Below are 15,824 nucleotides of genomic sequence, written 5' to 3'. Positions count from 1 at the left end.
AAATCTTACCTTCCACATATTAATTATTATAGAGAATCGATAAATTCTTCTACTTGTTTCTTTGTTTTTCTGTCTTTATTGACGTAACGGCCAATTTCTTCACCGTTTTCAAATGCAACAAAGCTTGGAATACCAAAGATTGCTAAATCAGCAGCTAAATCAATGTTTTGGTCACGATCAACTGCGATAAATTTGTAATCTGGGTATTCTGCTTCAATTTCTGGCATTGCTGGCTTGATAAATGAGCAATCTGGACACCAGTCAGCTGAGAAGAATAGCATGTACTTGCCATCGCTAACAGTCTTCTTTAATTCATCTAAGTTCATTGTTGGTAATTGTTCCATGTTTATTCACTCCAATTATTTTTTCTTTATTATAACTTATTTCTTGCTATTTTCGATGCAGTTTGATTATAAATTTGAATGTAATATAATGTATCCTATACAAAAGGATGTGATATATCATTAAGTCTAAAAATGCAATCGTTTCAACCCTTGCCATTGGAGTTATCGGCACTAGTGTTTTAGTTGCTAAAAAGATTAAGCAAGAAAAACATATTAAAAAAATTAACCTACAAATAACTCATGCAAAAAATACTTTAAACAAAAGCAAAGTTTACGGTAGCTGGGTTATGAAAAAGAATAACAATAAAGATTACGTTGGTGCTATCAACGTTTTAGAAAACGATGAAATAATTGAACGATACTTTGAAATTAATTCTAACTATCAATTCAAATGGATTAACGAACTTCAAGAAGACTATTAATTAGTCTTCTTTTTTGTTGAAGTAAGCAACAATCTTGTAGATTGGACCCTTACTACTAAACTTATGTTCATATTCAGTTTCAACATTATCTTCCATGTATTCACTATTGTGTAAATCAAGTGATAATAAATCGAAGTACATTCCGTAATTATTGAAAGTAATTACAGAGTATTCAAATAAGCCACGGTTATCAGTCTTGAAAACGACAGGAGCGTCTTCCTTTAGAATTGTCTTGTAACTATCTAAAAATGTTGGTGAAGTAAGTCTTCTCTTAGCATGACGCTTCTTTGGCCATGGATCTGAGAAGTTTAGGTAAACTGTATCAATTTCATGTTTACCAAAGAAAGTATCTACACCTGCACCATCGGTATGAACCAATTGTAGGTTTGGTAAATCAGCTTCAACAACTTTTTTCAAAGCAATTGCGATAACTGTCTTTTGGATTTCGATACCTAAAAAGTTAACTTCAGGATGTTTTTTGGCCATTTCAACGATGAATTGACCCTTCCCTGTTCCAATTTCAATATGAATTGGTTGTTCTTTTTCAAAACGTTGTGACCATTTGCCAATCCAGTTTTCAGGATCAGTCACAATATATTTTTGGTTATCTTTGATATAACCGTCTGCCCATGGCTTATTTCTAACTCTCACGAATTATCCTCCTCATAAAAAATAGCCAAAACCAAGGTTTTGACTAATTAAATCTGCCAAATGTTCTATTTTTATTCTGTTACCTATTTTACTGGCTTTTTAATAGCTACGTCAAGCAACATCAATAATTTGAACTGGCTTTTTTTATTTTCTTTGGTACATATATTTTAATTAATAAAATCCATTCAATAACTAACGCCAATAATAACATTATTGACCCTAATAAATTAAACATGAAGATGGAACCAATCATCAATACGATAACCACTAAAATCATTATCTTGCCAATCACGTTGGTAAATGATTTTACTTGTTGATCAAAGGCAATTGGGTACAACGATGTAAAAACATTATCATCGAAGTTAGTAAAGTATGGAATTAGTTGAAACACAATCAAATACATAAATAGCAATGCGATTAAAATAGCCATCCAGTCTAGTTTAATTGCCCCAATGATGATTGCACCCAAAATAGAAACTCGTGTTAATAAACCACTAATTTCCTTATCTCTAACAATTCCTCTCGAATATAGAACTGAATAAACGTCATCATTGAACATTTTGAACAATGAATCGAGATAGCTGCGTCTCTTAACTGCCCCTTGCATGTTTTTAACATCGGTAAACATGTTGAAGAAGCGATTAAGACTGTTTTCATGGCTTTCCGTCTTTTCAATCACTACTTGCCAATCGATGCTTTGTTGCTTTAATTTGGCAACCAATAAATGCGACAAAATCAACACCGCAATACCAATTATCACACCTACATAAACATTAATATAAGCGGCTAAGGAAACAATAACCAAAGGAATAATCACGCGGTAGAATATTTTTTTATTCAAAATATTACGATTGTGATGGTAGTTATCGATCATTTGAAAGTTTAAAATCATCATCTTTAAAAAGACCATGACTACTAAAAACATCGAAATTATAGCGATGTTAGTATTTACCATTGATTTTTCAATAAATGGAATCATGACAAACCATGCCACAATTTGGACAACGACTGCCAGTGACTTCGAGTATCTTAAGCCACTACGTAGGAAAGCAAAGAATTCTTTTTCCTTTGGCAACCAGAAGACGAAGTCGGCTCTTTTTACAAAAGTGACCAAATTATTTAGTTGAATAACAACTAATATAAGAACTACTAAGACTAGTTTTTCCCACCATTGGCCTGCTTGAAGGTGTTTAATAAACATCGCATATTGATAGCCAATTCCACCGATGATAAACATTAATGCAATCACAAAGAAATCATTAAATACATATCTTAAATATTTAGACATTTGCGTGAAATGGGATTGCAAACGCTGATTAAAAAGACTATTCATTAGCTTCTTCCTTTGCAAGCTTCAAGTAAATATCATTTAAGGAACTATCTTTGCTACCAAATTCATCCTGTAGCTTTTGAATGTTTCCTTCTGTTCTGATTTGCCCATTGTGAATCAAAACAAAACGATCACAGAATCTTTCGGCTGTATCTAATACGTGGGTAGACATTAAAATGCTGCTACCCTTTTTCTTTTGTTCTTCAATTAGGTTAAGCAAGTCATTTACTGCGACCGGGTCCAAACCTAAGAATGGTTCATCAATAACGAATAATTTGGCATTTGTGATAAACGCACAAAGAATCATTACTTTTTGACGCATTCCCTTTGAGAAATTGACCGGGAACCATTCAAGTTTATTTTCTAGTCGAAACATCTTTAGCATTTTATTAGCATCTTCCCAAGCAGCTTGTTCGTCTAGATCGTAAGCCTTAATGGTAGTTTCAATATGTTCTTTTAAAGTTAGTTCTTTATATAAAACCGGAAATTCCGGAATATATGCAATTTGTTTCTTATATTCTTCGATATCATCTTGCATTGCGATTCCATTAATCTTAATTGATCCGGAAAATGGTCTTAACAATCCAATGACATGGTTGATTGTGGTTGACTTCCCTGCACCATTTAGACCGATTAAGCCGACTAATTCGCCGTCTTTTACGTCAAATGATACATCTTTTAGTACTGGAATTCGTGAGTATCCACCCACTAAATTATCCACTTTTAATGACACGGAATATCACCCCTATGAAATTTATTAACGTCAATTATATCACAAGTTCCTTTAAGCTTAATTTATGTTAATATGTATATAATCACAGTAATATCAAAGAAAGGAAGAATAATATGAGTGATTGTGTATTCTGCAAAATAATTGATGGTGAAATTCCTAGCTACACTATTTACGAAGATGAATATGTGAAAGCATTCTTGGATATTTCACAAGCTACACCTGGTCACACTTTAGTTGTGCCAAAAAAACATGTTGCTAATATCTACGAATATGATGAAAAGCTTGCTGAACAAGTATTTTCAAGAATTCCTAAGATTGCTAGAGCGATTCAAAAATCAGCTCCAGACATTTTAGGAATGAACATCGTAAATAACAACGGTGAATTGGCATATCAATCTGTGTTCCATTCACATTTCCACCTTATTCCTAGATATAGTGAAAACGATGGCTTCTCTATGAGCTTTCAAGACAACTCAGATAAGTACAATGAAGAAGCTTTTGAACAAATTAAAGCAAATATTATTAGTTCATTGGAGGAATAAGCATGATTAAATCAATGCTAAAGCTACTAGGATTATCTGCAGCTGGTTTGGCCGCTTATCTAGTTGTTACTAAACGTGATCCAAAAGAATTTGCCAACAGTGTTTATTCATCTACTAAGGATAAAATCAATGGCGTTTCAAACATTTTAGATCAAAAAAATAAGCTAACTGCTAACATCTCAAAGTTACAGGATGAAGTTAGCAAGTCAAAGCCCACTATTGAAGCTATGCAAAGAGATATTGATGAATATCAATTCAAAATTAATCCACACGTAGATTTAATTAACCAAAGAATTAATAATATCACCAAATAAATTTAAAAATTTCTTAAGTTTTTTTGTGATAGAATTTACTATGTGTTAACGTAAAACTATCAGTTAATGATAGATAAAATAAAGAAATGGATGTGTATTACATTATGAATAAAAAAGTTCTAGTTGGACTTGCCGGTGCATTACTAAGTGTTTCATTAGTTGCCTGTGGTGATAAGACTGTTGCCGTTACTAACGGTGGTAAGATTACCCAAAGCGAATACTACAGCAGCATGAAGAACACTTCAAACGGTAAACAAGTTCTACAACAAATGATTTTAGACAAGGTATTGAACAAGGAATATGGTAGCAAGGTTTCTTCATCAGAAGTAAACGCTCAATACAACCAATACAAGAGTCAATACGGTTCAGAATTTGAAACTTTACTTGAACAACAAGGTTTAACTACTACTAGTTTCAAGAACCAACTAAAATCTAACCTACTTCTAAAGGCGGCTGTTAGAGCTAACATTTCATACTCAACTGCTGACCTAAAGAAACAATTCAAGAGCTACCAACCAAAGGTTACTGTTAACGAAATTTTAGTATCTGACAAGAAGACTGCTGAAAAAGTTATCTCAGAACTTAAGGATGGTAAGAAGTTCTCAGATCTTGCTAAGAAGTACTCAAAAGACACTTCAAACAAGAACAAATCAGGTCGTGTAACTCCATTTGATAACACAGACTCAAGCATTGATTCAGCATTTAGAAAAGCTGCTTACAAGCTATCAAACGGTGAATACACTAAGACACCTGTTAAGACTCAATACGGATACCAAATCATCCAAATGGTTAACCACCCTAAGAAGGGGTCATACAGTGACCACATCAATGATTTAAAGGATCAAATTGCTACTTCTAAGTTAAGCGACAGCACTACTCTAAAGAGCGTTGTAACTAAGGTTCTTAAGAATGGTGGAGTTGAAATTAAGGATAAGGACTTACAAAACATCCTATCATCATACTTAACTAGCTCATCAAGCAGCAAATAATAGTTAAATAAAAAAGACTCCGGAATTTTCCGGAGTCTTTTTTTAGTAATCATTTAAATTTAGTACTGATTTATCATCAACTAGTTTTAGAATATCAGAATCACAAGTAACATAAATCACCTGCATTGATTCGCTGATATTATCTAATAGCTTGATTGCATTACCTGTTCGTTGTTGATCGAACTCAGTTAATCCATCATCGATGATTAATGGTAAACGATAGTCCCTACCGAATACCACAGAAAGTGACAGAATCAATGCTAGGTATAGTTGTTCAATTGTTCCTCTAGATAGTTCTCCAGCATCAAATTGAACCTTATCATCCCTAGTTACCTTTAACTTGCTCTTGTAGTAAGTAATTCCTGTGTATCTATTATCGGTCAGGATTGCAAAGAATTCTTTTGCTTTAGATTCGAACAACGGAATTCTATCAGCAGTCGCAATGTTCAATGATTCATCAATCCATGAATTAGCTAACTTCATGCTCATCCATTGATCAACCATATCATTAATTTCTGCTTCTAGGTTACTTTGTTTTTGCACTAGTTCGTTGTAGGTTCCGTCAGCAATAACATGTTTCAACTGAATGTTTATACTTTCTAGTTGTTGGGATGCATTTAGTAATGATTGCTTTTCAGTAGTCATTTCTGCATCCGCTGCATTCAATTGATTATCCAATTCAGTTATGTCATTAAAAGTATCTAAAACCTTTACGTCATCATCGGTAATTTGATCCTTAACGTTTTGTAGTTGAGCCGATTTAATTGAATGATTTCTTTGTTGTTCTACAATCTCTTTAAATTCGTCACCGTCATCGACTTTTCTAGTATTTAAGAATTCAGAGTAGTCCTTCTTATACTGGATTTGTTTATCGATTAATGATGATTTTTGTTGTAGGTAGTTTTGCAATTGATTATTATTTCTTAAATTAATCGCATTTTCTTCATTCATCTTATTTAGATAAGTACGAATTTGTGAAAGTTGATTATCAAATGAATCATTAACGTTAAGGCCACTAAATACTCGTTGCCATTCAGCAAAGTATGCCTTTAGGCCTTCCTTTAATTGTTTCATTTCTTCTTCATACTTAGCCTTTTGACTAGTATCTTGAGACTTACGAGCTAAGTACTTTTGTTCGGATAACCAATCATCAACATGTTCGGCATTAAAGGAATACTTATTACCATAATCTACTAATTGATTATTTAATGCGTCCCGTTTTTGATTGGAATTACTATCCTCGTTTTTCTTAAACTTCACGGAACCGGTATAAATACCACTCAAGAGTAGAACGATAATTCCGACCAGTTTTAATGTTCCTGGTAATACGGTAAGCATTGCGATTCCAATAACTACACCAATTAAACCCATGATAGAAAAACTATTAGATGATTTTTGCTTTCTTGTTTGAAGTTCCTCTAATTGTTTTTTAATGCCTTCAATTGCAACGATGTCATTCCTGCTAGCAACAACTTGTTGACTATCTTGGCGATTAATTTCGTTGATCATTGATTGGCTAACGCTTAATTGATTGATTTGTTCATTCACTTTGGAGAATGATTGAACCAGTTTATCAATTTCAGTCTTGTAATCATTGAACTTCTTCAAATCATCATCATTGTTCATTGAAGCGTTTAATTGGTTAATTGATTTTTCGATACTATCGATTTGCTGATTGATTAAGAATAGTTGATTGGTTAATTCATTAAACTGTTTAACATCGTCATCGGAGAATCCATCTTTGAATTCAAATTTGTCTTGCTTTAAAGATGAAAGTTGTTGATAGACTGGCCAAACTTGTTTGAAATGATTTAACTGACTTAGTTTCTTTTCCAACTCACTAACCTTTTGCTTAGATTGATTCATGGATGCTTCTAAAGCATTCTTTTGACTAATCAATTGGTTGTAATCATTTAAACTATTCTTGCTTTCAGCAATCTTGTCCAATAAATCATCGTATTCTTTCAACTTTTGATTCAAAGGTGGCTTACGTCCGGTTGGTGCGTATAAGTCCTTTGCTTCTTTGTCGAACTTGTCTCTTAATTCTAACCATTGGTCATTTCCAACAAAGCCAACCTTTTGAATGCGACTAACTAATTCATTTTTACTCAACTTAGAGATTTGCTTAATATCTAAATCACCAAAATAAAATAGTTGTTCAAAGGTATCTCGATCAATTGGTCCTAAGATTTTTTCTAAAATGTCATTTGAGGTTTGCATATCATTATCAATATCGTAAATTGATAACTCTCCACCATGGGTTCCGGCAATTCTAGTTAGAATAAAATGACGATTGTCATCGGTGGTGATTGTTAGTTTCCCACCATATGATTTAGTATCACGTGGAATATATTGTTCATATGCACTTCCACGTCCGTCAACATAACCAAATAAAATTCCTTCAATCAAGCTTAGTAAAGTGGTTTTTCCTGCTTCATTGTTACCAAATATGATTTGTAGGTTGTCATCATTAAAATCAAAGGATACGTCGTTCCATTTACCGTAACCTAGCACTTCCAATTTATTAATCTTCATTCGTATCCTCCTTTCCACCTAGTAGCTTCATTCTTGTTTGTTCCATTAAGTCCTCTTTGGATTCATCCAAATGTTGTGCAATAAAATCGTACTTACGTAAGGACTTAGAAACGGAACTGATTTCATCTTCAGAGAACACCTTTTCCTGTGCTTCATCCCAAATTTCTTGGTCGATTGATGACATCTTTTGGTCATCACTCAATCTGACATTAATTTCGTAAATCCATGCATTTAATTGTTCATAGTCCTTACTTAACGCATTGGTAACTCGATATTCTAAGTCCTGTCTTTGACCATCAGAAATTGGATTATTCAAGATAAGGTTCAAACTAATCAATTGCATATTTTCATACTTATTGCCCATTAAAACTTGTAGGATGTGATTTTTGGCACTTTCAACATCAACAAAGTCCATATTCAAATCAAGTGTCAACCAATCGATTAACGATGTAGCATGGAATGTTGCTTCCAGCTTGCAACTTTCATCATTAACCAATAGGTATCCTTTATCACCCGGTTCATTCTTATGTCTTCCCTGAATGTTACCAGAATAAAATACTAGTGGGATTTCGTTTAATTGTTGGCGTTTATGAATATGGCCTAATGCCCAATAGTCATATTTCTTGCTTATAAGGTCTTCTAATGAGAATGGAGCATAATGATCCCCCGTTTGTTCCAAACCACCGTGTAGCATCCCTATTTGCACGTCTACATCATTTTTCACTGGATATTCATCAATTTTCTTATCTGTAATCCATTTATTGGCATAACTAAAACCGGTAATGGCAATTTTCTTACCATCCAGTGTAAATGTTTTAGTTTCAACATCATTACCAAACACATGAACGTTATCTGGGAATGATACTGATTCTTTTTGCATATCAAAATAATCATGATTTCCATAAATCATGTATACATCAATATTATGTTCGTTTAGTTTTTGCATTTGTGATTGAAAGAAATCATAAGTCTTAGGGGTTTGATTGTCTCGATCAAACAAGTCACCCGCCAATAATACGAAATCGACATCGTATTCGATGGCATCGTTTACGATTCTTTCAAAAGATTTGAAGGTAGAATCATATATTTGTTTCCATAATCCATTTGGAGTTTCATCATTCTTCAAACCCTTAAATGGGCTCTCCAAATGTAAATCAGCGGCATGAATAAATTTCAAATTAACTACTCCTTTAACTAAAAACGTCGTATCACTTAATAATAATGATACGACGTTTTATATTAATTGGTCAATTTAGTCTCCAACAAATTTTTTGGCATCATTCCACCAATTACTTGCATTCTTCTTTAAATTGTCCCAGCCTTTTCCAAGGCTCTTTGATACTTGATTAGCACCATCAGAAACACTGTCCCAGAAACTAGAACCAGAAGAGCTATTGGCCTTCTTTTCTTGTGAATCCAAGTAAGCAGCATCTTTGACACTAAAGTTGTTATTACCAGTAGTTGGTAAAATTTGTTGTAACTCGGTCTTAAATAATGGTCCTACACCGGTTCCACTTAGGTTTTCCAAATGATGTCCAGCATTGGTATTATCGAAACCTTCCCAAGTTGCGACAACAACTTTTGGTGTATATCCAATAATCCATTTATCTCTTGTAGCATCTGAGTCACCTGTATTATCAGCCTCAGTACTACCAGTCTTTCCGGCAATTGAGTATCCACTTGGTTTAGCAGATGCACCAGTACCGTTATCAAAGACACCTAGCATCATACTAGTCATCTTATTAGCAACATCTTTTGACATTACCTTCTTAGAAGTTACTGATTCATTATTAACGATCACATTACCTGAAGAATCAACAATCTTTCTAATGTAATGAGGTGTAGTCATGTTACCTTCATTGGCAAACGCTGTATAAGCTCCTGCCATTTGTTGAGGAGATACACCTGATGATAATCCACCTAAAGCTAAAGCAAGGTTCTTATCCTTCTTTTGGACAGGCAAACCAAATGACTTAACTGATTCATAACCCTTGTCTACACCAATCTTATGAAGTAACCATACAGCTGGTGCATTCATACTTTGCGCTAACGCAGTGTACATAGGTACAGTTCCTGTATATACGTTGTTGTAGTTTTCCGGTGTGTACTTGTTAGAACCATATGATGTCTTCTTATTTTGAAGCATGTCATTGTAGTTATAACCGTTTTCCAAAGCAGGGGTGTAAACAGCTAGTGGTTTAATGGTTGAACCCGGTTGACGTTTAATTTGGGTTGCACGGTTGTACCCACGGAATACGTGTTGGCCACGTCCACCAACCACAGCAGTAACTCCACCAGTACTTGGGTCTAAAGCAATTGAGGCTGCTTGAACCTTAGTACCATCAGAAGCGTTGCTTGGGAAGTTACTATCGTTAGCAAAATCATCTTGCATACTGTTTTGTTGATCTTGATTTAGCGTTGTATAAATCTTGTATCCTCTATTCATGATGTCTGATTCGGATAAACCATACTTATTAATTGCTTCATCAATTACAGCATCGAAGTAATATGGGTACTTATAACCATCCTTGTATTGGTAGGTATTCTTGACTTGGATTGGTGTCTTCTTTAACTTGTTTGCTTCTGATTGACTAATCTTATTGTTATCAGCCATCAATTGTAACACAACATTTCTTCTATCCAAGGCTAACTTAGGATGATCAACAGGATTATATGCACTTGGATTAGTTAGCATTCCTGCTATCACAGCAGCATCTTGAACGGGTAAATCCTTAGCATTCATTCCAAAATAACGTCTTGATGCATCTTCAACACCGTAGACACCATTGCCAAAATATGAGTTGTTCATGTACATCGTTAAAATTTGATTCTTGCTGTATACATTTTCAACTTGAATGGATAGGAATAATTCCTTTAACTTTCGACTGAAAGTTTGTTGTTGGGTTAAGTATGCATTCTTTACCAATTGTTGAGTAAGAGTGCTTCCACCACCACTAATGTAGTCACGACGCATAATCTTGTTCTTAATCATTAATAGCATTGCACGGCCAAATCCTTTAACGGAAAAACCGTGTTCATTGTAGAAGTTTCTATCTTCAGTTGATAGGATTGCGTTTGGAATATTTGATGAAATATCCTTAAATCCAACGTAGGTTCCTTTTTGTGAATAGATTTTACCGGCCTTTTTATTATTACCATCGTAAATTACTGTGGATTGTTCCAAAGATGACTGCAAGTCCTGAACGTGCGTAGTCTTCGCAACAAATGTGCAATAAGCACTCATTACAAGGAATAGTAATAAAAATATGACGATAATCCAACGAGTTAGTTGGTATCGGTGCCAGATTTTTTTAAAAGCACTTTTTGGTTTTTTATCATTTTTCATCTAGTATGATTACTCCTTCACTGATGATGATATTAATACCATTTTAACCCAAATTAACCCTAATTGGTAAAATAAAAAACAGATTTAACTAATTGTTAAACCTGTTTTCTTTAATTACATTTCGTCTGGAGCCTTAACACCAAGTAATCTTAGTGATTCTTTAAGAACGATTGATACTGATTTAACTAATGCTAAACGAGCATCTCTTTGTTCGTCATCATCCAAAATCTTAGTGTGAGCATAGTACTTGTTAAATGACTTAGCAAGTCTTAATGAGTACTTAGCAATAACTGAAGGTTCAAATTCGTCACAAGCCATCTTAACTCTTGCTGGGAAGTCATTTAGTAACTTAATAACGTTCCATGATTCTGCATCGTTAAGCTTCTTGTCAACGCTTGAGAAGTCAATGTCACCGGCTTTACGTAAAATACTTTCGGCACGTGCACGAGCGTATTGTACGTATGGTCCAGTTTCACCTTCAAAACGTAATTGATCTTCTAAGTTAAAGTCAATGTTGTTAATCTTTTCATTCTTCAAATCACCAAAGACGATGGCACCAACACCAACTTCTTTAGCAACTTCTTCCTTGTTAGGAAGATCTGGGTTCTTTTCAGCAATTTGCTTCTTGGCAATTGCGATTGATTCGTTCAATACTTCGTCCAATAGGATGATACGACCTGAACGAGTTGATAGCTTCTTACCATTTACAGTAATTAGCCCGAATGGGATGTGGTGTAGGTTCTTAGCTGAAGGAACACCCATTTCCATTAATACAGCCTTCAATTGCTTGAAGTAGTAAGTTTGTTCTGAACCAACAACGTATAGGTTCATAGCTGGGTGGTAAGTTTGGTCACGGTAAATAGCAGTTGCGATATCTCTGGTGATGTATAGTGAAGCACCATCACTCTTCAAGATTAATGCAGGGTTTAAATCGTATTTTTGTAAATCAACGATTGTGGCACCTTGTGACTTGCTTAATAGACCCTTTTCTTGTAGTGAATCAACAACATCTTGTAGCTTGTCATTGTAGAAAGCTTCACCATTGTAGGTATCAAAAGTAATACCTAATTTGTCATAGATTTCACCAAAGGCTTCAAGTGAAACTTCTCTGAACCATTTCCATAGTTTAGTAGCTTGTTCGTCACCATTTTCAAGTTTTCTGAACCAGTCTCTAGCAACATCGTCTAGTTCAGGTTGTTCCTTATCAATCTTGTGGAACTTAACGTAGTATTTAACTAAGTTATTGATAGGATCTTTTTTAACGTCTTCTTCGTTACCCCACATTAGGTATGCAGTGATTAGCTTACCAAATTGAGTTCCCCAGTCACCCAAGTGGTTATCCTTAATTGGGTTGTAACCATTTTTACGTAGGATTTCGGCAACAGAATTACCAATAACAGTAGATCTTAAGTGTCCCATTGAAATAGGCTTTGCAATATTTGGTGAAGACATATCGATGGTTACGTTACCACCCTTACCATCTTCGTTTTGACCATAGTTTTCCTTTTGGTCTAAAACAGCTGATAGAACGTCTTCACTGAAGTTAGACTTGTCTAGGAAGAAGTTAACGTATGGTCCAGCAGCTTCAACATGGTCAAATGAACTTTGATCAATCTTTTCTGCTACGTCAGCAGCGATTTGTTGAGGTGCCTTTCTAAACTTTTTAGCTAAAATAAATGTAGGGAAAGCTAAATCACCCATTTTTGAATCTTTAGGTCTCTCAATTTTTGGTAGAATGTCTTCTACAGATAGTTCGTTGTCCAATGCTTTAGATAGAGCATTAGCAACTAATTCTTTGTTTTCCATTATCCAAAACCTCCATAAATATATAAAAAGTCTCTTACAATATTAGTAATTGTAAGAGACGGAATAACCCGCGGTACCACTCTATTTGATATAAAATATCCGCTTTATTATTTAATTAATCATAATTCTAAAAAGTGCGAATTCAACATACCCTAATCATCGGCTCTCACCAAATCCGATGTCGCTTGTTAATGGAATATGTCTACTAGTCTTTTATTATCGAACAGTATCTGTCGGTTTATACGACAAAGCGGGTAACGGGAATCGGACCCGCGACCTGAGCTTGGGAAGCTCATATTTTACCACTAAACTATACCCGCAGATACAAAAAATATTATATCACACGTTACAATTTTTGGTAAGTTTGTTAAGCTGTTTTTTTCTTTGATGGTTTAGCAACTTTCTTGCTAACAACCGCACGCTTATTATATTCATTAACGACGATGCCATCTTCTTCATGGTGTTCGTCGATAAAGACCATTACTGAATTTTCGTATACTTTTTCAATTGTTCCAGCAAAGTCATGTTTTAAATAACCGAATCTAGGTGCAGAAACGTGGTCGCCAATTTGTAATTCTTTTGGTTCAGCCATCTTTTTGCCTCCTTAATAAAAAATAACGCGATATTGATAGTATCAAAACGCGTTATTAATATCAAGGTATTTTTTGAGAAAATATTAATATCTCCTAATTACTGATTAATCAGTAATTTCGCGAGTTTTTTGATTAATATAATCTGCTGATGCTTGAAGTTGTTTTTGTTCCTTTTCAGTAAGATCTAAATCAATTTGTTTTTCAATTCCATTTCGTCCGACAATTGCTGGATAAGATAGGTATGTACCATATTCTTCGCGGTAGTTTGAAACAGCTAATTCTGTTTTAGCATCTTGTAAAACAATCTCAGCTAACTTAACAGCTGATGCTGAAATAGCAAAGTTAGTGTATCCCTTACCGTTGAAAACTGTAAATCCACCGACTCGAGCATCGTTATCGATTTCATCTAAGTCAATATTATACTTCTTTGCGTAATCAAAAATACTTTTATCGAAAACTTGGACTGTTGACCATGCAGTAAATTGAGAGTTACCGTGTTCACCAAGGTTGTAACCAATTACTGAACGAGGATCAATGTTAAGTTTTGCTGCAACTGCCCTCTTCATTCGAGCTGAATCTAGAAGTGTCCCTGTTCCGATAACACGTTCTTTAGCAAGTCCAGTTTCACGTTGATATAAGGAAGTAATAACATCGTTTGGATTAGTAATTACAATAATGATTCCATGAAAACCAGAATCTTTAATGTGTTTTGCAACATCTTTAACTTCTTTAACGTTAGCGTTTAATTCGGCAAAACGATCATTTTTATCCTTATTTTCTCTAATTAATTCAATGTGTCCAACTGCTGAAATAATAACATCTGCATCGGCTAAACTGTCATAGTTATTAACTTCAATATTTGTATGGTCCTTAATGTTAGACATTGCATCCCTAAAGTCTAAAGCATCAGCTTCAACTTTTGCTTCATTGTGATCAATTATGACTAAATCATCTGCAATTCCAGAAACAACAATGTGGTGCGCTACTGCAGCTCCCACACTACCGTCTCCAATAATACCAATTTTTCTTGTCATAAAGCATACCTCCTTTAATGTTGTAGTTATTCTATCACTCTAATATTTTAATTCAAGTTTTATTATGATTATTTATGATAAAATACCTATCAGGAGGAGATATTATGTGGGCTAGCTTAACACTAATAATGTTATTTATTTATATAGCAGTAACCATAATTGGTATCACCAGGGTCTCCGTTAAGAGAGTCATCCAATGGTTAATTGCTAGTCGAGTAATATATATATTAATACTGATTACGCAAATCGTTATCACCATTCGAGTTTCGGATCATCGTTTCTACACCGCAATAATTGCTGATGTGTTAGCTGTCCTACTTGGTGGTCTAACAGAATTAAACTATACAAACAAACAACAAAATCACCTTATTAATTTCAATGTGATTGGCCTAATCATAGTAATCATCGCTTTGATTGGCATCACTATCTATAATGTAATATAAAAAAGACATCGAATTATTCGATGTCTTTTTCTCTGTTCTTTAAAGCTAATTCAATTGAACGATCAACTAAGACTGATTGGGCATCAATCACTGGGTAGTCATGATCTGAGGCACGTTCTTCGGCAACAGATAATTCTGTACAACCTAAGATGATTACGTCACAATTCATCTCGTTCTTCATTTCATCTAAGATGTGATGATATAGTTCTTTGTTAACTTTATTTTGTTCTTTGACATATTTGTATATCAAATCCATTGTTTCTTCTTGAATATGCTCAGTTGGTTTTATAATTTCATAACCAGCGTTTTGCACTTCAGTATCGTAAATACCATCAAAAATGGTTCCCTTGGTAGCAATCAAACCAATTCTTTTAGCATTAGGATACACATTACTAATTTCAGCAACTGCTTCCTTTGGCATATGCAAAATTGGCACGCTTGTTGCTGACTGTAATTCATCAAAGAAGAAATGAGCAGTGTTACAAGGAATCACAAAGAAATCCGGATTTAATTGTGATTGTTGCTTAATATCTTCCTTTAATGGAATCAATGGGTTTGGTTTAGTATTGTCTAAAATGTAATTGGTTCTGTCTGGGACAGTCGCATGATTTACAAGGATATAATTTAAATATTCCTGATCATTACTAGCTGGTGTTCGTTGATTCAATAAATGAATGTAACTTTCGGTAGCTTCTGTTCCCATTCCACCAATAATTGAAAAGAAATGTCTCATTTTATCATC

At 34.3% G+C, this 15,824-nt stretch carries 16 protein-coding genes and 1 tRNA gene; 5 read left to right on the top strand and 12 right to left on the bottom strand.

Going from position 1 to position 15,824, the window contains the following annotated elements:
* Positions 1–26: 26 nt before the first annotated feature.
* Entirely contained in the window at positions 27–344 is a 318-nt protein-coding gene (locus J3U50_RS05130; protein ID WP_034531217.1) for a thioredoxin family protein, read from the bottom strand.
* Between the two features lie 287 nt (positions 345–631).
* Between J3U50_RS05130 and J3U50_RS05125 the strand changes: the two genes are divergently transcribed.
* Positions 632–766, top strand: a complete 135-nt coding sequence (locus tag J3U50_RS05125) for a hypothetical protein (protein WP_257719911.1) — start codon at positions 632–634, stop codon at positions 764–766.
* Here J3U50_RS05125 and trmB read toward each other — a convergent pair whose 3' ends face one another.
* From trmB to J3U50_RS05110, 3 genes are all read right to left on the bottom strand, one after another.
* The gene (gene trmB, locus J3U50_RS05120) at positions 767–1,417 is read right to left on the bottom strand and encodes a tRNA (guanosine(46)-N7)-methyltransferase TrmB (protein ID WP_034531218.1); all 651 of its coding nucleotides are present in this window, start codon (positions 1,415–1,417) and stop codon (positions 767–769) included.
* A 121-nt stretch (positions 1,418–1,538) separates the two neighbouring features.
* A complete protein-coding gene (locus J3U50_RS05115) occupies positions 1,539–2,750 on the bottom strand; it encodes an ABC transporter permease (protein ID WP_301945718.1) in 1,212 nt (403 codons plus the stop codon).
* Complete coding sequence (locus J3U50_RS05110) at positions 2,743–3,480, bottom strand: ABC transporter ATP-binding protein (RefSeq protein WP_054483294.1); 738 nt, start codon at positions 3,478–3,480, stop codon at positions 2,743–2,745. Before J3U50_RS05110 ends, J3U50_RS05115 begins: the two co-directional genes overlap by 8 nt.
* A 113-nt stretch (positions 3,481–3,593) precedes the next feature.
* On the opposite strand from J3U50_RS05110, the gene J3U50_RS05105 reads away from it, so the two are divergent.
* From J3U50_RS05105 to J3U50_RS05095, 3 genes are all read left to right on the top strand, one after another.
* Complete coding sequence (locus J3U50_RS05105) at positions 3,594–4,022, top strand: HIT family protein (RefSeq protein ID WP_034531222.1); 429 nt, start codon at positions 3,594–3,596, stop codon at positions 4,020–4,022.
* Between the two features lie 2 nt (positions 4,023–4,024).
* Positions 4,025–4,336, top strand: coding sequence for a hypothetical protein (locus J3U50_RS05100; RefSeq protein ID WP_301945717.1), 312 nt, complete (start codon positions 4,025–4,027; stop codon positions 4,334–4,336).
* Between the two features lie 104 nt (positions 4,337–4,440).
* A complete protein-coding gene (locus J3U50_RS05095; RefSeq protein WP_041152216.1) occupies positions 4,441–5,325 on the top strand; it encodes a peptidylprolyl isomerase in 885 nt (294 codons plus the stop codon).
* A 42-nt stretch (positions 5,326–5,367) separates the two neighbouring features.
* On the opposite strand, the gene J3U50_RS05090 is transcribed toward J3U50_RS05095, so the two are convergent.
* From J3U50_RS05090 to J3U50_RS05060, 7 genes are all read right to left on the bottom strand, one after another.
* A complete protein-coding gene (locus J3U50_RS05090; protein WP_301945716.1) occupies positions 5,368–7,860 on the bottom strand; it encodes an AAA family ATPase in 2,493 nt (830 codons plus the stop codon).
* A complete protein-coding gene (locus J3U50_RS05085; RefSeq protein WP_301945715.1) occupies positions 7,850–9,037 on the bottom strand; it encodes a DNA repair exonuclease in 1,188 nt (395 codons plus the stop codon). The genes J3U50_RS05090 and J3U50_RS05085 overlap by 11 nt, the downstream gene beginning before the upstream one ends.
* Positions 9,038–9,112: 75 nt before the next feature.
* Entirely contained in the window at positions 9,113–11,206 is a 2,094-nt protein-coding gene (locus tag J3U50_RS05080) for a transglycosylase domain-containing protein (protein ID WP_301945714.1), read from the bottom strand.
* Between the two features lie 114 nt (positions 11,207–11,320).
* On the bottom strand, positions 11,321–13,012 hold the full coding sequence (gene argS, locus J3U50_RS05075) for an arginine--tRNA ligase (protein WP_054608100.1): 1,692 nt from the start codon (positions 13,010–13,012) through the stop codon (positions 11,321–11,323).
* A gap of 249 nt (positions 13,013–13,261) precedes the next feature.
* Positions 13,262–13,332, bottom strand: a tRNA-Gly gene (locus J3U50_RS05070).
* A gap of 47 nt (positions 13,333–13,379) precedes the next feature.
* Entirely contained in the window at positions 13,380–13,604 is a 225-nt protein-coding gene (locus J3U50_RS05065) for a hypothetical protein (protein ID WP_034531232.1), read from the bottom strand.
* Between the two features lie 105 nt (positions 13,605–13,709).
* Positions 13,710–14,639, bottom strand: coding sequence for an L-lactate dehydrogenase (locus tag J3U50_RS05060; RefSeq protein WP_054608099.1), 930 nt, complete (start codon positions 14,637–14,639; stop codon positions 13,710–13,712).
* Between the two features lie 104 nt (positions 14,640–14,743).
* On the opposite strand from J3U50_RS05060, the gene J3U50_RS05055 reads away from it, so the two are divergent.
* Entirely contained in the window at positions 14,744–15,082 is a 339-nt protein-coding gene (locus J3U50_RS05055) for a DUF1516 family protein (RefSeq protein WP_301945713.1), read from the top strand.
* Between the two features lie 13 nt (positions 15,083–15,095).
* Here the strand turns inward: J3U50_RS05055 and J3U50_RS05050 are convergent, their stop codons facing one another.
* Positions 15,096–15,815 (bottom strand): aspartate/glutamate racemase family protein, encoded by a 720-nt coding sequence (locus J3U50_RS05050; protein ID WP_054608097.1) that lies wholly within the window; start codon positions 15,813–15,815, stop codon positions 15,096–15,098.
* Positions 15,816–15,824: the final 9 nt, after the last annotated feature.

Source organism: Lactobacillus sp. B3795, from assembly GCF_026535805.1.
GTDB classification, from domain to species: Bacteria; Bacillota; Bacilli; order Lactobacillales; family Lactobacillaceae; genus Apilactobacillus; species Apilactobacillus kunkeei_C.
This window is presented reverse-complemented; position numbering and strand designations above follow the sequence as displayed.